This window comes from Mycobacterium sp. E3339 (assembly GCF_001666915.1).
GTDB lineage: Bacteria > Actinomycetota > Actinomycetes > Mycobacteriales > Mycobacteriaceae > Mycobacterium.
Map to the genome: position 1 here is coordinate 41,305 of NZ_LZIZ01000084.1, position 18,194 is coordinate 59,498.

Sequence of the window (18,194 nt, forward strand, 5' to 3'; positions counted from 1 at the left end):
GGCGAAAGGATGAGCATGCGCGCCGCAACCGGAGACCGCGACCCCTTGGCCATCGTCGGAATCGGCTGTCAGTTCCCCGGTGGTGCCGACGACCCGACCAGCTACTGGCACTTGCTATGCACCGAAACCGACGCCACCGGCACCGTCCCCGAAGCGCGATGGAACGCCGCGAAATACTACGACCCAAACCCCGCCAAGGTCGGCAAGATGGTTACCCGGCGAGGCGGGTTCCTCGACGAGATCGACCAATTCGACCCCCAATTCTTCGGGATCTCTCCCCGCGAAGCGCACCTGATCGATCCCCAGCAACGCCTCCTGTTGCGGACCACATGGGAGGCGCTGGAAGACGGTGGAATATCCGCCGACAGCCTGGCGGGAACCGAGGTAGGCGTCTTCGTCGGCGGCTTCACACTCGATTACCAACTTCTGCAAAATCAGGGCCGCGCCAGCCGGTACCGATTCAAAGCCCATTCCGCCACCGGAATGATGATGACCATGCTGGCCAACCGGATCTCATTTGCCTTCGATTTCCGTGGGCCCAGCATGACGATCGACACGGCGTGCTCGAGCTCACTGGTCGCCGTTCACCTTGCCGCACTGAGCATTTGGAACGGCGAATGCGACCTCGCGCTGGCCGGCGGGGTCAACATCATGATCGGCCCCAACACCGGCATCGCCGAATCGAAGAGCGGGTTCCTCAGTCCGGGCGGGCGCTGCAAGGCCTTTGACCGTTCCGCCGACGGCTACGCGCGGGGAGAGGGCGGCGCCATGGTCGTCATCAAGCCGCTCGAGCGCGCGGTGGCCGACGGTGACGAAATCTACGCTCAGATCCTGGGTTCCGCGGTGTCGCAGGACGGGCGCACCGACGGCATCACGGTGCCCCGCGCCGCGGCGCAGGAGGCGGCCATCGCCACGGCACTGCGCAGGGCGGGTATCCGTCCGGACGAAGTCGGCTATGTGGAGGCGCACGGCACTGGCACCCCCGTCGGCGACCCGATCGAGGCCGGGGCACTCGGCAACGTGTTGGCTGCCGACCGGTCACCGGCCGATCCACTGCTGATCGGCTCGGTCAAGACCAATATCGGCCACCTGGAAGCCGGCGCGGGGGTCGCCGGGTTGATCAAGGCGGCGCTGGTGCTAAAACACGGGTACATCCCGGCGAACCTGCACCTCAATGACCCGATAGCGCTTGCGAATTCGGGCATCGAAGTTCCGTCGACCGGTCGTCCTTTCCCCGGCAACCGGCGACGCGTCGCAGGGGTCAACTCCTTCGGCTTCGGCGGCACCAACGCGCACGTGGTGCTTGCCGAGCCGCCGGTTCCCGCTCGAGCCGTCCCGGAAAAATCTCGGCAGATGCCCTTGGCCTTGCTGCCGGTGTCGGCGCGTTCGCAGGAGGCTTTAGCGGCAACGGCTCGTCGGCTGGCGGAGCAGCTGAACGCTCACCCCGACCTCTCACTGCTCGACCTCGGCTACACGCTCAGCCGGCGACGCACCCACCTGACGCATCGCCGCGCGATCGTCGCGGACGGTGTCGGCGACGCGCTGGGTCAACTTCAGGCCCTGGCAGAGGGGCAAACCCCGGTCGGCCGCACGCCTGCAGACGCGCCGAAGCTGGCGTTCGTCTGCACCGGGATGGGGCCTCAGTGGTGGAAGATGTGCCGGGGGCTGCTTGACGCCTATCCCGCCTTCGCCGACAGCATCGTGCGAAGCGATCGCGAGCTATCCCGTTATGCCGAGTGGTCTTTGATCGACGAACTCCGCGCCGACGAATCCAGGTCTCGCATGGCGGAAACGGATGTGGCCCAACCCGCGAACTTCGCCATCCAGATAGCGCTGGCCGAGCAGCTCAAGGAATTCGGCATCATCCCCGACGGCGTGGTGGGGCACAGCGCCGGTGAGGTGGCCGCCCACCATCTGGCCGGCGTACTCACCTTCGAACAGGCGATCCGCGTCATCTACCACCGAAGTCGCCTGCAACAGCGCACCCGAGGATCCGGCCGCATGCTCGCCGTGGGCCTCGGTGCAGAATCGCTCATTCAGACGCTGGAGAACCGAGCGGCCGATGGCATCGGGGCCGGTGTATCGATCGCCGCCGTCAACAGCCCCTCGGCGGTCACCATCGCCGGCGACGGTGACGCCCTGGACCGCATCGCCCGCCAACTCGACGAGCTCAGGATCTTCAACCGGTTCCTCAGCGTGCAGGTGCCGTATCACTCGCACCACATGGACATGGTGAGAGAAGACCTTTGCGGCGCCCTGCAAGGGCTTTCTTCGGGCCCGGCGAGCATGCCGCTGTATTCCACCGTGACCGGCGAACGCTTGGACGGCTACACCGCCGGTGCCGGCTACTGGTGGCAGAACACCCGCGCCACAGTACTTTTCGAGCCCGCGGTCAACCGAATGCTCGACGATGGATACACCCATTTCGTCGAACTCGGGCCACATCCCGTCCTTGCGACGTCAATCGTCGAGATCGCCTCGGCGCAAAAGACCGACGTGGTGGTCTTGCCGGCCCAGCGGCGCGACGCGGACGACGGCCGCACGCTGATGAATTGCGTTGGCGCACTGCACTGCGAGGGTCACCCGGTGAGGTGGGAAGCTCTATACCCCCGAAACGGGGCGCGGCTGCTGAAACTTCCCCTTTACCCATGGCAATCCAAACGGTATTGGAACGAGACCCAGGAAGCCGCGGAGGACCTCCACTACAACCCGGTGCATCCCCTGCTCGGGCAACCGGTGGGCGGGGCCGTGCATCCCACGTGGGAAGTGGAGCTGGGCACCGCGATGTTGCCCTTCCTCGCGGATCACCGGGTTCAGGGCAGTGTTCTCCTACCTGGAGCGGTATTCATCGAAATGGCCCTCGCTGCCGGGGAGGCCGCCTACGGGTCCGCGCACCACAGCGTTGAGAACCTGACGCTGAGACGAGCCCTGGTTCTCGATGACACTTGTGACCCCATACTCAGGACAACACTCGATCAGGACACCGGCGCACTGGAATTCACCGCCTTCACTGCGACGGCGGGCGGGGAGCTGAAGTGGACGCTGACGGCGACCGCGGAACTCAACACACTCCCGACGCCGCCGGGACATTGCGCGAGCTTCAACTGCGCGGGAGAGGGCACCACGATCGAGGGCGACGAGTTTTACGCCCGTACCCGAGCCATGGGCTTGGCGTACGGCGAAGCGTTCCGGACCGTGACCGGGGCGACTGCCGGAGATGGTTGGGCGACAGCCCGAATCGTCACCCCGGGAGCGCTCCGCGACGATGTCGACCGATACCGATTCCATCCCGCCCTCATCGACGGGGCCTTTCAAACGCTGCTTGGCGCACCGCTTCTCGGGCACGAGACCCGCGAAAGTCCCTACCTTCCCGTTCGGATCCGGCGAAGCGCGATATACGGCTCAGCCGAGCGTGACATGAACGTCCATCTACGGGTCGTTTCGGCCACCGCCGACGAGATCGAGAGTGATATCACCGTGACCGGCGCCGACGGGCAGCCCCTCGCCGCCTTCAATGGCTTCACGGTGCAATCACTCGCTGTGTCTTCTCACATGTCGCCCGAGCGTGTGGACAAGGGGCTCTACGAGATTCAGTGGATTGCGCATACCCGTCCCGGACACGACGAGCGGGAGAACGCGATCGCCGTAGAAAACATGTCGTGGATCGTCTTCGTCGATGCGGCGGGCGTCGGCTCAGTGCTCGCGGAGCGGATGCGCCGCAGGGGTCAGCGCGTCCGCGTGGTCGAGCACCGACCCGTGGAAGCGCTCACCGAATTCGACGGCGGGTATGCGGTGAACCCCAGCCAACCGCGTCAGCTGCATCAGTTGCTCGAAACCCACCTCGCCAAAGAAGGCAACCTTGCCGGGATCATCGACTGCTGGCCGTTGGATATGCCCGCACATCCGGACGGCCAACCGGTGCACCACGACGTGAATCCGACCGAAACGACCGAGCGCTTAGGCGTTTTCACCGTTCTGCATCTTGTGAAATCCCTCGCGGAGCACGAGACCGTCCAGCCGCGCCTGTACTTGGTCACCGAGAACGCGCAACCGGCGCTGGGGACCGAGGCGCTCGCGGTCGAACAAGCGGTCATCTGGGGGCTCGGCCGCGTCGTGGGCCACCAGGAATTGGTCAAGCAGTGGGGCGGGCTGATCGATATCGACGCCGCCGACGACCGCGTCGAGGCTGCCGCGCGCATCTGCGACCACGTGCTCGACGACGATGCCGAGGATCAGATCGCCATCCGCGGAAACACCACGTTGGTCCCGCGTCTTCGCTCGGCCAGCAGCCTCTCGAAAGCCTTCCCGACCAAACTCGCACCCGATGCCACCTACGTGGTCACCGGCGGACCGGGAGCCCTCGGACGCGTCGTCGCGACGTACCTTGCCCAACGGGGAGCGCGGCATATCGCCCTGCTAAGCCGAAGCGCACTCCCGCCAAGGAGCCGCTGGCCGTTGCTATCCCACGACGACAAGCACCGGTCGGCCGTCGACGCGATTCGGCAGATCGAGCGCCTCGGCGCCAGGGTGACGACGGCCAGCGTCGACATCACCGACGCGGACCAGGTGCGGGCTTGGTTGAGTGACCACATCCGAGACGAGGGCCGACCGGTTCGTGGAATCGTTCACGCCGCGGGGTCTGTCCACGACCAACTCTTGGTCAACATGACCGAAGCGGATTTCACCAAGGTGATGGCGCCCAAAGTCGTGGGTACCCGCGTGTTGCACAACGCTTTCAAAGGACAGCCGCTCGACTTCTTTGTGATGTTCGGGTCGGCGGGTTCGGTCATCGCATCACCCGGCCAAGGGAACTACGCCGCCGCCAACGCATTCCTGGACGCCTTCGCGCATTATCGGCGGGCCGAGGGACTGCCGGCCACCACGATCGGCTGGGGCCCGTGGTCAGTAGGCATGGTCGAAGACCTCAAGCTCGAGAAGATCTATGCGCATCGGGGGATCGAGCTGATCACGCCCGGCGCGGGAGCCCAGATCCTCGATCGGCTCATCAACCAGCAGATGCCCAACGTCATCGCTATCACCGCCGATTGGACGCGGGCCCGCCGCGTCGGCCTTGTCGGGCAGTTGCCACCGATGTTTTCCGAACTGGGCGCCACCGAACCGGCGGCCGCCAAAACCGATGTCGAGACTTCGGTGTTGGATTCCCTCGCGGCGTGCCCGGAAGCCGACAGGGCCGACATGGTCGCTCGCCTGGTGCGACAGATCGGCTCCGCGGTCTTCGACCTCGCCCCGACCGATATCGGGCTCGACGACGCCCTAGACGACCTCGGCTTGGACTCAATGATGGCAATGGATTTCAGAACCCGGATCCACGCCCAGTTCGCCGTCGACCTGCCGGTGCTGGACCTGCTCAGGGGAGTCAGTGTCAACGAACTGGCCGCTCGGATACTTGGCCGGCTTGAACTGGGAAGCGCCGACCCAACCGTGGTCACCGAACAGCGGCAGCAACGCACGGCCGCCGACGAGGTCGACCGCCTGGTGGAGCAGTTGTCTGAAGACGAACTCCGGGCTCTGCTGCTCGACCTCGAAACAGCCGAGGAGGACGCGGGGGGAACGCACGCATGAACGCTCCTGGGCGGACACGGCCGGCACGAGCCGAGCAGCTGGCCGACAAAGGCGACCCAACGGCAGCGACGGAGCGGGACGAATCCCGCGCGGTGCGCGTCCGAGGTTTGTCAAAGGCCTACGGGCAGTTGCAGGCCGTGCGCGATGTGGATCTCGACGTCGGCTACGGCGAAATCTTCGCCATCCTCGGGCCCAACGGCGCGGGAAAGTCGACGACCATCGAAATCCTCGAGGGTCACCGGCAACGGGATTCCGGATACGTGCGCGTGCTTGGCGAAGATCCCGGAACCGCCGGCCGTAGCTGGCGCGCCAAGATCGGCATCGTATTGCAAGAAGTCAGCGACGCGGGGATGCTGACCGTGGCGGAAACCATTCAGATGCTGACGAAATGCTATGGCAGGGCGCGACTTCCGGGGGAGACGCTCGAACTCGTCGGGCTGACGCCGGTTGCCGACTCCCGGGTGAGGACGCTGTCAGGCGGGCAGCGCCGTCGTCTCGACGTGGCCCTCGGCATCATCGGCATGCCCGACTTGCTCTTCCTCGACGAACCGACGACCGGGTTCGATCCCGATGCCCGGCGGCGATTCTGGGATCTCATCCGGTTGCTGGCGAGCGATGGCACGACGATCGTATTGACGACCCACTACCTGGAGGAGGCCGCCGCACTGGCAGACCGGGTCGCAGTCCTGGCCGACGGCAGGGTGGTGGCAGTCGACTCACCGGCAAAACTGACCGAGTACGTCAGTACGGCCGCGACGGTCCGGTGGGTGGAGGCGGGCCGTGCCCACGTGGAGGTGACGGATCGCCCGACCGACTTGATCAGGCGGCGATCGAAGCACGGGGCAGAACTGGCTCAGCTGACGGTCTCCCGGCCGACGCTCGAAGACGCTTACCTGCGGTTGATCGGCGAGGCGTGATGGACATCGGTCACGCGCGGAGATCTGCCCCACCGCAACGCCATTCGAGCCCGTCCGCGGTGCCGCTGCCGTCTCCGGTGCGAATCGGGTTGTCGCGCATCGTGCCGGAGCTGAAGATGTTCTACCGGCGGCCGGAACAGGTGGTGCTCACCTTCTCGATGCCCGCCGTAATCGGCATCCTGCTCGGCTCGATCTTCTCGACGAAACTGCCGCACAGCAATACCAGCACCGGCGCGGTCATCGCGGCGAGCATCCTCGCGTACGGGATCCTGTCCACCTCGTTCATCAACCTCGGCATCAGCATCGCCGCCGACCGCGAAGCCGGCGCGCTGCGGCGACTGCGGGGGACGCCGGCAACCGCGGCGTCGTACTTCATCGGAAAAATCTGCCTGGTTGCCTTCGCCAGCCTCGCCGAGGCCGTCGTCCTGCTCGCCGTGGGCGTGCTCATCTTCAAGCTCGCCCTGCCGACAACCGCTTTCGGTTGGTTCACCCTGATGTGGGTGTTCGTCCTGGGCATCGTCAGTTGCTCGCTGCTGGGCATCTTCGTCAGCAACTTGGCGAGCGGAGCGGTTTCGGCCGCCGTGATCACCAACGGCCCGGGGGTCGCCTTGCAGTTCGTGTCGGGCACCTACGTTCCGCTCGTCGCGTTGCCGGCATGGATGCTGACCCTGGGCTCGGTTTTTCCGGTGAAGTGGATGGCCCAAGGGTTCCGCTCGGTGCTATTGCCGCCGGACATGGCCGCCTTCGAACCGGCCGGCAGCTGGGAGCCCTGGCCGACATTTTTCGTACTGGCCGCGTGGAGCGTCGGCGGGCTGATTGCCTGCCTCGTAGTTTTCCGGTGGTCGGACAAAAAATAGGCCAATGGCCATACGTTGACTCCTGTACGTATGGTGCTTAGGACTCACACGACAGGAGAATCGCAGTGGCAGATCGGTTGGCCGGAAAGGTCGCGCTCATCAGCGGGGGTGCGCGGGGGATGGGGGCCTCGCACGTGCGGACGCTGGTGGCCGAGGGGGCCAAGGTGGTGTTCGGCGACATCCTCGACGACGAGGGCAAGGCGGTGGCGGCGGAGGTCGGAGACGCGGCCCGCTATCTGCACCTCGACGTGACGAAACCCGAGGACTGGGATGCCGCGGTGGCCACCGCCCTCAGCGAGTTCGGTGGCATCGACGTGCTCGTCAACAACGCCGGCATCATCAACGTCGGCACCTTCGAGGACTACGCGCTCTCGGAGTGGCAGCGGATCCTGGACATCAACCTGACGGGCGTGTTTCTCGGCATCCGCGCCGTGGTGAAACCCATGAAGGAAGCCGGGCGGGGATCGATCATCAACATCTCCTCCATCGAGGGGATCGCCGGCACGATCGCCTGCCACGGGTACACCGCCACCAAGTTCGCCGTCCGCGGGCTGACCAAGTCGGCGGCATTGGAGTTGGGGCCCAGCGGGATCCGGGTGAACTCCATCCACCCCGGGCTGATCAAGACGCCGATGACCGAGTGGGTGCCCGAGGACATCTTCCAGACCGCGCTGGGGCGGATCGCCCAGCCCAAGGAGGTCTCCAACCTCGTCGTCTACCTGGCCAGCGACGAGTCGAGTTATTCGACCGGCTCGGAGTTCGTCGTCGACGGCGGCACCACGGCCGGCCTTGGCCACAAGGACTTCTCCGCGGTCGACACCGCCGGGCAGCCCGAGTGGGTTACCTAGCGGCAGCGAGGGATTCGGTTTCTTCGGACGCCTTCTCGTCGCTCGGCTTGGGCCACGGCGAGGGAACCGGGCGCTGACGCACGCGTTGCGGCCACCAGAACCACTTGCCCAGCAACGCGGCGATCGATGGGGTCATCAGTGACCGAACGATCAGGGTGTCGAACAGCAGACCCAGTCCGATCGTGGTACCCACCTGCCCGATGACCGTGAGCTCACTGACCGCCATCGTCATCATCGTAAAGGCGAACACCAGGCCGGCCGAGGTGACGACCGAGCCGGTACCGCCCATTGACCGGATGATTCCGGTATTAAGCCCGGCGTAGATCTCCTCCTTGAACCGCGCCACCAACAGCAGGTTGTAGTCCGCACCCACGGCCAACAGGATGATGACCGACATCGCGAGCACCATCCAGTGCAGTTCGATGCCGATGAGGTGCTGCCAGATCAGCACCGATAGGCCGAACGACGCGCCCAGCGAGAGCAAGACGGTGCCCACGATCACCGCGGACGCCACCACCCCGCGCGTGATCAGCAGCATGATGATGAAAATCAAACAGAGCGAAGAGATCCCGGCGATCAGCAGGTCATAGGTGTTCCCGTCGCTGAGGTCCTTATAGATCGACGCGGTGCCCGCCAGATAGATCTTCGACCCCTCCAGCGGCGTGCCCTTGAGCGCCTCGTACGCGGCCTTCTTGATGGCGCCGATGTGCGAAATGCCTTCCTGCGACATCGGATCGCCGTCATGGCTGATGATGAAGCGCACCGCGTGCCCGTCGGGCGAAATGAAGTTCTTCATCCCCTTCTTGAACTCGGCGTTGTTGAAGGTCTCCGGCGGCAGGTAGAACGAGTCGTCGTTCTTGGACGCGTCGAAGGCCTTTCCCATGGCGTTGGAGTTCTTCTGCGCCTCGTTCTGCTGATCCTGTAGACCCTTCTGGGTCGAATACATGGTCAGCATCGTGGTTTTCATGGCCTTCATGTTCTCGATCATCGACGGCATCAGCGCCACCATCTGCGGCATCAGCGTGTCCAGATGGTCCATGATCGGCAGCAGGCTCTCGATGTCGTCGGTCATGATGTCGATGCCGTCCAGGCCGTCGAACACCGAGCGCAGCGACCAGCACACCGGGATGTCGTAGCAGTGCCGTTCCCAGTACAGGTAGCTGCGGATCGGCCGGAAGAAATCCTCGAAATCGGCCATGTGCTGGCGCAATTCGTTGATGTCGATGGTCATGTCGTGCATCTTCTTGACCATCTGATGCATGTCGTTGGCCATCTGCGCCGTGATGCTCGACATCTTTTCCATGCTGTCGATGGTCGTCTGCATCATGTCGGCCTGGTGCAGCATGTCGGCCATCTGGTCTTGTTGGTACTTCTGGTTCATCTGCTGGGTGACGCCCTGCATGCTGATCTGGAATGGGATCGACGTGTGCTCGATCGGCGTGCCCTGCGGCCGCGTAATGGCTTGCACGCGGCCGATTCCGGGCACCCGGAAGACCGTCTTGGCGATCTTGTCGATGACCAGGAAGTCCGCGGAGTTGCGCAGGTCGTGATCGCTCTCGATCATCAGCACTTCGGGATTCATCCGCGCCTGGGAGAAGTGCCGATCCGCGGCCGCGTAGCCCTCGTTCGCGGGCAGGTCGGCCGGCAGGTAGTTGCGGTCGTTGTAATTGGTGCGGTACCCGGGCAGGGTCAGCAAGCCGATCAGGGCGATCCCGATCGTCACGACCAGGATCGGCCCGGGCCAGCGAACCACGACCGCGCCGATCTTGCGCCACCCGCGAATGCGTTGCGTCCGCCGGGGTTCGAGCGTCCTGCGGAAACGGGTCGCCACCGAAATGACCGCGGGCCCAAGCGTGAGAGCCGCCGCCACGACCACCACCATGCCGATGGCCAGCGGGATGCCCAGCGTCTGGAAATAGGGCAAGTTGGTGAAATGCAGGCAGAAGGTCGCGCCGGCGATAGTCAGACCCGACCCGAGCACCACGTGAGCGGTGCCCTTGTACATCGTGTAGTACGCGTCCTCGCGTGACTCGCCCACGGCACGGGCTTCCTGATATCGCCCGATCAAGAAGATCGCATAGTCGGTCGCGGCCGCAATCGCCAACGTGACCAACAGGTTGGTGGCGAACGTCGAAAGCCCAATGATCTTGTAATAGCCCAGGAAAGCGACCATTCCTCGCGCGGCCGACAGCTCGAAGACCACCATCACCAGCGTGAGCAACACGGTGACGACCGACCGGTAGACCAAAAGGAGCATCCCGATGATCACCGTGAACGTGGCCGCGGTGATGACCTGCAGGCTGCGGTCGCCGGCGGTGTGCTGATCGGCCGAAAGCGCCGCGGGCCCGGTGACGTACGCCTTCACCCCGTGGGGCGGGGGCAGGCTCTTGACGATGTTCTGGACGGACTCGACCGACTCGTTGGCCAGGGCCTCGCCCTGGTTACCCGCCAGGTACACCTGGACGTAGGCGGCCTTGCCGTCGTTGCTCTGGGCGCCCGCTCCGGTGAGCGGATCGCTCCACATGTCCTGCACGTGCTCAACGTGTTTGGTGTCGGCGTCGAGCTTCTTGACCATCTGGTCGTAGTAGGCGTGGGCGTCGGCGCCGAGGGGATTTTGGCCCTCGAGCACGATCATGACCGAGCTGTTGGACTTGTACTCGTTGAAGATTGCGCCCATGCGCTTGGTCGCGACGACCGACTGCGCGTCGTCGGGAGTCATCTCCACCGAGCGCATCTTCCCCACCTCGTCCAGCTGCGGGACGACGGTGTTGAGCACCGCGATGATCGCGATCCAGCCCAGGATGATGGGCACCGCAAATGTTCGGATCAGCCGCGGAATCTTGTCCCGAATCGGTTCGCCGGCGACGGCGGGGATGGTGTCGGTGCGGGCGTCATCGAAATGTGCGCTCATGCGGATTTCACCAAGCAGAAGGTCAGGGCGTGCACGCCGTTGGTTTGGTTCTCGGCCTTGACTTCGTCGTCGATGGTGATGCGGCAACCGAGGGAATCCCCGTCGCTCTGCGCCGACAGGTTCGGGAATACCGATGGTGCGGTCGTGCTGAGCACCAGCGTCCACGGCAAGGGCGCGCCGTCGACCCGCTTCGGGTCCGCGGACAGGTCCAGGTAGTTGACATTCGCGCTGCTGGCCGAGCCGAATACCTCGTACTTGACGACCTTGGGCTTGAAGGGCTTGGAATCGTCCAGGCGTGGGCTGGTCATGATGCCCGTGTCCTGGGCACCGAAAAAGGACTTGACCCGGGCCACGGCAAAGCCGCCGACCACCAGGACCGCGACGATCAGCAACGGCAACCACGCGTTGCGCACAAGCTTCGATACCTGCACCTAGGTGATCCCCTTCCCGTCAGGCGGCCGCCATCTCGTCAGCGTCAGCGTGGCCGGCGCACTGCCCATGGGCAGGGAAGCGCCACAATTTGCGTTGCGCCGCAATGGTTTTGCCGATCACTTGATGCGTGCGCGCTCGAACGCCCGAAGCGGGTACGGCTGCCCAAGCGCACCGGCAGTCGGCCCTGGTACCGGCGACACCTACTTCATGAAGCGCTTCCGGAGACTGCCTGATGAGCATAGTACATATTGTGCATATCTTGCACGTCATGCAATAAAGGGCCGCGGTGTTTCAGGTCACTTCGTAAAGATGCCGTTGACCAGCGCGGCGGCCCGTTCCACGTAGGGCATCGGCGTGTCGTCGGTGGCGCCGGCTTCTCCGCTGGACCAGCGCTCGATGCCCGAGCGCACGGCCGTCAAGGCCAGCGCGGCGATCAGCGCGGGGATCTCGTCCTCGGGGCGCATGCCCTGGCGACGCGCGACGACGTCGGTCAGGTGGTTCTGGAACCGCTCCAGCTCGGCGAGGAACGCGGCCAACACCGCCGGGGAGGTCTTGGCGAGTTCCAGCATGCCGGCCGCTTGTTCGCGTTTCGGCGGCACGTCGCGCAGGTGGTGCGCGGCCAGCGTGATGAGCTCCGCCAGCACCACCGAGTAGGGGGCGGGTCCCGCCGCGACGAACTCCGCTACCAGCTCCGGGGGTATGTCCGACGGGCCGTATGCGATCGCGGACTCTTTGTTCGGAAAGTAATTGAAGAAGGTGCGCGTCGAGACGCCGGCGTCGGCGCAGATCTCGTCGATGGTCACCTTGTCGAATCCGCGTTCCAGCGCCAGCCGCACCGCGGCGTCGCGGATGTCGGCGCTCGTCTGGCGGCGGCGGCGCTCGCGCAGCCCGACCGGGTTGGACATCCACCCATAGTTGCACGTTCTGCACACTTTGCAGTCAAAAGGCGCCGGATTTGGGCGGCCGGTCCCGTCGGAGGGCGGGTGCGGTGTTCCGCGTCGCGGCGGCCGCCAAGGGCACGTTCCGTTTCGCGGAACCGCGAATGCCCCTGGCGCGCAACATACTTCGTCGCTAGGCGCGGGGCGCGACCAGGGCGTCCCGAAGGTGATCGCACTGGCTGCTGAAAAACTTCACCGAAACCGGGGCCTTGTCCGCAATCTGGTCGAACGCGTGGAACGCGCCTGGGGCGATCTCCTCGTGCACGGGAACCCCCGCCTCGCGCAGGCGTCGCGCGTAGAGGCGGCATTCCTCATAGAAGAGGTCCAACGTGCCGACCCCGATCCACGCCGGCGGTAGACCGGACAGATCGTCGCGACGCGCCGGGGCCGCCTCGGTGGGATCCGCGCCGTTCAGGTACCAATGCCACGCCAGCTGGTTGTCGGTCTCGGTCCACATGATGCGTTTGGCGCCGCCGTGTTTGGTGCCGGTGCGATCGTCGAGCATGGGATACACCAGCATCTGAAAGATCGGGCGGACGTCTCCGTGGTCATGGGCCCGTTGCGCGATCGCCGCCGCGAAATGCCCACCGGCGCTTGCGCCGCCCACCGCGATTCGGTCCGGGTCGACCCAGGGTTGACGCGCGAGCCACAGCAGCGCCGCGTAGCAATCTTCCACCGGAATCGGATAGGGATGCTCGGGGGCCAGGCGGTGTTCCACCGCCGCGATCGCGACACCGGTCATCCGCGACAGCTTGCGAAGGTATTTGTCGTCCTGGGCGGCGTGGCCCATGATCGTGCCGCCGCCGTGAACCCACAACAGTGCGGGTGCCCGCTCGGGAAGACCGGCCGGGCGGTGCAGGCGAACGGTGACGTGCTCGTCGACCGCCGCCACCGGCACATCGCGCAGCCGCCCGGTGCTACTGAAGACGTTCATGATCGCGCGCTGAACCTTGAGACCCCGATGCAGGGCGTATCCGCGGGGCAGGAACCGGGCGACCTTGCGCAGGCCCGGGTTCACCGCCTGCCGGGCGGTGAAGGCGTTGTCGGCCGACCAATTTGCCATCCAGCCCTCTATCCTTCGGCCCCCGCGGACACGCCGACCATACCGGACCGGCAATCTGCGCCGGCGCGACTTCCCGGCCTGACCAGCGCCGCTCGGGCGCGGCTGATTGGCCTGGCGGGGGACAGGGTATCCAGGGTCGTGGCTTCGACCCTTACCAAAATCATCAGCGTCCTGGATCCACGCACCGGCGACACCGTCACGCAGGTGCCGATCACCGAGCCGGCCGACTGCGACGAAGCGGTCGGGCGCGCCGCTGCCGCCGCCGAGGCGTGGGCGCGCACGTCGCCGGCCGAACGGGCTGCCGCCGTCGCGGCTGCCGCCGACGACGTCCGCGCCGCGGCCGACGAACTCGCCGAACTGAACGAGCGGGAAACCGGCAAGCTGCGCGACGACGCCCGCGCCGGCGTGGACGCCGGGATCGACACGCTCCTGCAATACGCCCAACTGGGGCCCCTGCACCGCGGGCACGCCCTGCAGGGCGGCTGGTCGGCCACCGATCTCATGGTTCCCCAGCCGCGCGGCGTGGTCGCGGTCATCACCTCGTGGAACGATCCCGTCGCCGTGGCGGCCGGGCTGCTCGGCGCGGCCCTCGTCACCGGAAACACGGTCGTGCACAAGCCAAGTGAGCGCTGCCCGCAAACGGGGCGCCGGTTCGCCGAACTGCTGGCGGCTCGACTGCCCACAGGCGTGCTCGAGATCGTGGACGGCGACGGAACCGTCGGGGAACGGCTGGCGGGCGCGGAGCAGGTCGATGTCGTCGCCCATGTCGGCAGCAGTGCGACCGGCCGGGAGATCGCCCGGGCCTGCGCCGAACGCGGCGCCAAGGCGCTGCTGGAAAGCGGCGGCAACGACGCGTTGATCGTCGACGCCGACGTCGACCCGACGTGGGCGGCCGCCCAGACGGCGCTCGGCGCCTTCGCCAACGCCGGACAGATCTGCGTGTCGGTGGAACGCGTCTACGTCGTGCGATCGATTGCCGACGCGTTCCTCAACGCGTTGATCGACGAGGCGATCTCGTGGGCCGATCGGATCGGGCCGCTGGTCGACGAGCGTCATCGTGAACACGTGCACGCGCATGTTGAGGACGCCACCGGCAGCGGGGCCCACGTGCTCGTCGGCGGCGAGCCGCGACCCGGGCCTGGCTCGTTCTATCCGCCCACCGTGTTGACCGATTGCACACCCGACATGCTCGTCATGCGCGAGGAAACGTTCGGTCCCATCGCGCCCGTGCGGGTGGTGCCCGACTTCGCCACCGCGTTGACGGAGGCGGCGCACGACCGCTACGGACTTGCCGCCAACGTGCTGACGGGCAGCATGGCGCATGCCCAGGAGGCATGGCGCAGCCTTCCGGTGGGCACCGTCAAGATCAACGCCGTCTTCGGCGGCGCCCCGGGCGGGGCCTCCGAGCCCCGCCGCGCCAGTGGGACGGGATTCGGCTTCGGACCCGAACTGCTCGACGAGCTGACCGCGGTCAAGGTGGTGCACTGGTCGCCACCCGGGGGCTGACGGTCGGGCGCGGCCCCACCATAACGTCACAGTGACGAATTGCGTTGGGGCGGCGCCTCATTCGTGCGACAGGGGTGTGCGCGTCTTCGGTCGAGATTGCTGCTCGGGGACAGCCGGCCGTGGCCCTATGGGGCGGGTGGTCAATCCCGACGGCGGGAAATTCTGCAGCCGAGAAACCATGCGGAACCGGAAGGCGCAACGCTGAGACCCGTTCGGTATTGGCTGATGTGCCATGACGATTGGTGGCATGCGAAGGGGCGTGCCAGGCATCAAATCGTCACCGTGACGTATTGATGCCGCCGAGTCCATCGACAGCGGGTGAGTCCCGGGGTGGCACTGCCGGCCCTTCGGGCGCACAGCGCGCATCCCGGCGCCGAGGTATCGGCGGTCGATGCGTGTGCGTTCGCGCGCCCCGCGGCGCACGACCGAAAGACCATCCAGGGCCGACCGGAGTGGAGAGCTCTGAGCGGCTGCGCACGAGACGACGGCCGCTGCCAGGCTTTTCGGGTGGGCGGCGCCGAACGGCCCGGTTGCCGGTGTGCCGATAAGCGACATTATGTCAAGTTGAGCTACCGCGTACTGCCCTGCCACTCAACGGTTCTCGCTTATCGAACGAGGCCCATCATTCCTCGGCGGATGTGGTGGTCATCGCGCACACTAGGACTCGCAATGAATCCGGTTGCCGAATTCGACTTCATCATCGTGGGGGCAGGCAGCGCAGGCTGCCTGCTCGCGAATCGGCTCAGCGCCAACCCCGATCGCCGTGTGCTTCTGATTGAGGCCGGCGGCAAGGATGACTGGTTCTGGATCAAGGTGCCGGTGGGCTATCTGTACACGATCGCCAACCCCCGAACCGACTGGTGCTTCACCACCGAACCCGACCCCGGTTTGGCCGGCCGCAGCATTCACTACGCGCGCGGCCGGGTGATCGGCGGCTGCTCGTCGATCAACGCCATGATCCACATGCGCGGACAGGCCAGCGACTACGCGCTGTGGGCGGAGGCCACCGGCGACGAACGCTGGCTGTGGGGTGGGACGGACAGTCCCGGCGAGACACTGGCGATCTACAAAGAGTTGGAGAACTACTACGGCGGAGCCGACGACTGGCACGGCGCCGGTGGTGAGATCCGCGTCGAGCTACCGCGCGTGCGCTGGAAGATCCTGGACGCCTGGCAGGCCGCCGCCGCCCAGGTGGGCATCTCCCCGATCGATGAATTCAACCAGGGCGACAACGCCGGCTGCGCCTACTTTCATGTCAACCAACGGCGCGGCCGGCGCTGGTCGATGGCCGATGCCTTCTTGCATCCCATCGCCCACCGGCCGAATCTCACCGTCTACACGTACACTCAGGCGTTGCGGCTTTTGATGGATGACCACGTCCACGAGGCTCAGCGCCGGGGCGCCTGGACCACGGCCCGGCGCCGCATTGCCGGTGTGCGCCTGCGCAAAGGCGGCCAAATCGTCGACATCCGGGCGCGCCAGGAGGTGATCCTGAGCGCTGGAGCGATTGGGTCGCCGCATCTGATGCAGGTCTCGGGTCTCGGCCCAGCCGGCCTGCTCGCGCAGCATCAAGTGCCGGTGGCCGTCGATCTGCCAGGAGTGGGCGAAAACCTCCAGGATCACTTACAGATTCGAACGATCTACCGGGTCCGGGGCGCGCCGACCGTCAACACCCTGTACCGGAACTGGATCACCCGTGCGGGCATGGGACTTCAGTACCTGCTGTTGCGATCGGGGCCCATGACGATGCCGCCTTCCACCCTGGGGGCTTTTGCCAAGAGCGACCCCGCGCTGGGAAGTGCCGATCTGGAGTGGCATGTGCAGCCCTTGTCGTTGCCGAAGTTCGGCGAACCCCTGCACCCCTTCGGCGCGATCACTCCCTCGGTCTGCAATCTGCGACCCACCTCGCGAGGCCATGTGCGCATGGCCAGTGCAGATCCCCTCACCTACCCGAAAATCTTCTGCAACTACCTGTCGACTGACGCCGATCGTCAAATCGCCGTGCGGGGCCTTCGGATGACCCGGCAGATCATGGCGGCGCCGGCCCTCGCCCGCTACCGCCCGCAGGAGTTGCTTCCTGGGCCGCAGGTGGTGAGCGATGAAGCGCTGCAGAAGGCGGCCGGCGAACTCGGTACGACTATTTTCCACCCGGTGGGCACCTGCGCGATGGGAGCCTTTGACGCTCGCGGGCGGCCGCATTCGGCCGCCACGGTGCTCGACACGGACTGCCGCGTGTACGGCGTCGCCGGCCTTCGGGTGGTCGATGCCTCGGCCATACCCACGATCATCTCCGGCAACACCAACGCGCCGGTCATGCTCATCGCAGAGCGCGCTGCGCGGGCGATTGTGGGATGAGTCGGCCAGCCGGTGGAGTCTTGATGCGAGCCATCCAAGTGGCGATGTGCGGTAGCGGCGAGGGCGCCGCATTTCGAGCTAGAGCCCGGATGGGACGACCTTGTCGTTTACCGTCACCGCGACCTGGCCGGTCGCCGGGTTGTACTCGATCTTGCCGTGCTCGAAGGTCGACACCTGCAGGTCGCCGATGGCGTTCACGTCACTGGTGGGCAAGCCCAGCGGCCCTGCCGAACCGTTGGTGCCGGTGACCGCGGGCGTGCCGTCCGGGCCGCGTGGGACATTCCAGGCCTCCCGGATCTTGCCCACGATGATGTACGCCGGTGTGCCGGCCGCGCCGTTCCTGGCGGTGATCGCGCCGCCCTGGAATTGCTGGAACACCACGCCGCTGTCCCGCGTCCCCGCGTTGCGGTCACCCGTCAGCGGCTTGCCGAGTGCCTTCTTCTGATCCTCCGTTGCCGACGAGTACTTGACCGCGATCGGGCCGGTCAGAGTCACCTCGACGTCGCGCTCCCCTATGAGCTTCACCTCGGTGGGCGGCGCCGGGGCTTTTGACGTGGACGTGGCGCTCACCCCGACCTGAGACGGCGCCGACGCGTCGACGCTATTGCCATTGCTGCAGCCCGCAGCGATCAGCGCGACGGCGGCCAGGCCGACGATTGCCGTGTGGCGGTTTGCGAGCGTTCTCATTGGCTTCCTCTCGCGTTTTGCTGTGGCGGGTCAAGTTGCGGCTGACCTTTCGCCCGGACGGGACTTCAAACCGAATCACTTGATGCGCAGGCGATCG

At 66.0% G+C, this 18,194-nt stretch carries 11 protein-coding genes; 6 read left to right on the plus strand and 5 right to left on the minus strand.

All coding sequences use genetic code 11. The annotated features are described in order from the left end of the window. The first annotated feature begins 45 nt into the window (after window positions 1–45). From A5702_RS08350 to A5702_RS08365, 4 genes are all read left to right on the plus strand, one after another. The gene (locus tag A5702_RS08350) at window positions 46–5,583 is read left to right on the plus strand and encodes a type I polyketide synthase (protein WP_231965018.1); all 5,538 of its coding nucleotides are present in this window, start codon (window positions 46–48) and stop codon (window positions 5,581–5,583) included. After that, a complete protein-coding gene (locus A5702_RS08355; RefSeq protein WP_082459697.1) occupies window positions 5,580–6,500 on the plus strand; it encodes an ABC transporter ATP-binding protein in 921 nt (306 codons plus the stop codon). The genes A5702_RS08350 and A5702_RS08355 overlap by 4 nt, the downstream gene beginning before the upstream one ends. Continuing rightward, window positions 6,500–7,357, plus strand: a complete 858-nt coding sequence (locus tag A5702_RS08360; protein ID WP_068219799.1) for an ABC transporter permease — start codon at window positions 6,500–6,502, stop codon at window positions 7,355–7,357. The genes A5702_RS08355 and A5702_RS08360 overlap by 1 nt, the downstream gene beginning before the upstream one ends. Window positions 7,358–7,422: 65 nt before the next feature. Beyond that, window positions 7,423–8,205: an SDR family oxidoreductase gene (locus A5702_RS08365; RefSeq protein ID WP_055399295.1), complete on the plus strand. Its 783-nt coding sequence runs from the start codon at window positions 7,423–7,425 to the stop codon at window positions 8,203–8,205. Here A5702_RS08365 and A5702_RS08370 read toward each other — a convergent pair. The 4 genes from A5702_RS08370 to A5702_RS08385 all read right to left on the minus strand — a co-directional run bounded on the left by A5702_RS08370 (window position 8,198) and on the right by A5702_RS08385 (window position 13,549). Beyond that, window positions 8,198–11,116: an RND family transporter gene (locus A5702_RS08370; RefSeq protein WP_055399293.1), complete on the minus strand. Its 2,919-nt coding sequence runs from the start codon at window positions 11,114–11,116 to the stop codon at window positions 8,198–8,200. The genes A5702_RS08365 and A5702_RS08370 overlap by 8 nt on opposite strands. After that, window positions 11,113–11,547 (minus strand): MmpS family transport accessory protein, encoded by a 435-nt coding sequence (locus tag A5702_RS08375; RefSeq protein WP_197281027.1) that lies wholly within the window; start codon window positions 11,545–11,547, stop codon window positions 11,113–11,115. Before A5702_RS08375 ends, A5702_RS08370 begins: the two co-directional genes overlap by 4 nt. Window positions 11,548–11,844: 297 nt before the next feature. Then, window positions 11,845–12,453, minus strand: a complete 609-nt coding sequence (locus A5702_RS08380) for a TetR/AcrR family transcriptional regulator (RefSeq protein ID WP_055399290.1) — start codon at window positions 12,451–12,453, stop codon at window positions 11,845–11,847. 166 nt (window positions 12,454–12,619) lie between these two features. Further along, a complete protein-coding gene (locus A5702_RS08385) occupies window positions 12,620–13,549 on the minus strand; it encodes an alpha/beta hydrolase (RefSeq protein ID WP_068219801.1) in 930 nt (309 codons plus the stop codon). Between the two features lie 138 nt (window positions 13,550–13,687). On the opposite strand from A5702_RS08385, the gene A5702_RS08390 reads away from it, so the two are divergent. After that, window positions 13,688–15,055, plus strand: coding sequence for an aldehyde dehydrogenase (locus A5702_RS08390; RefSeq protein ID WP_369817881.1), 1,368 nt, complete (start codon window positions 13,688–13,690; stop codon window positions 15,053–15,055). A 669-nt stretch (window positions 15,056–15,724) separates the two neighbouring features. After that, window positions 15,725–17,410 (plus strand): GMC family oxidoreductase, encoded by a 1,686-nt coding sequence (locus tag A5702_RS08395; RefSeq protein ID WP_068219804.1) that lies wholly within the window; start codon window positions 15,725–15,727, stop codon window positions 17,408–17,410. Between the two features lie 78 nt (window positions 17,411–17,488). Here A5702_RS08395 and A5702_RS08400 read toward each other — a convergent pair whose 3' ends face one another. Continuing rightward, window positions 17,489–18,097, minus strand: coding sequence for an LGFP repeat-containing protein (locus A5702_RS08400; RefSeq protein ID WP_068219807.1), 609 nt, complete (start codon window positions 18,095–18,097; stop codon window positions 17,489–17,491). Between the last annotated feature and the right edge of the window lie 97 nt (window positions 18,098–18,194).

Bases quoted from the DNA above. Each gene is read 5' to 3' on its own strand.
- A5702_RS08380 (WP_055399290.1), bottom strand. From the start codon at position 12,453: ATGTCCAACCCGGTCGGGCTGCGCGAGCGCCGCCGCCGCCAGACGAGC.
- A5702_RS08370 (WP_055399293.1), bottom strand. From the start codon at position 11,116: ATGAGCGCACATTTCGATGACGCCCGCACCGACACCATCCCCGCCGTC.
- A5702_RS08360 (WP_068219799.1), top strand. From the start codon at position 6,500: ATGGACATCGGTCACGCGCGGAGATCTGCCCCACCGCAACGCCATTCG.
- A5702_RS08355 (WP_082459697.1), top strand. From the start codon at position 5,580: ATGAACGCTCCTGGGCGGACACGGCCGGCACGAGCCGAGCAGCTGGCC.
- A5702_RS08400 (WP_068219807.1), bottom strand. From the start codon at position 18,097: ATGAGAACGCTCGCAAACCGCCACACGGCAATCGTCGGCCTGGCCGCC.
- A5702_RS08395 (WP_068219804.1), top strand. From the start codon at position 15,725: ATGAATCCGGTTGCCGAATTCGACTTCATCATCGTGGGGGCAGGCAGC.
- A5702_RS08385 (WP_068219801.1), bottom strand. From the start codon at position 13,549: ATGGCAAATTGGTCGGCCGACAACGCCTTCACCGCCCGGCAGGCGGTG.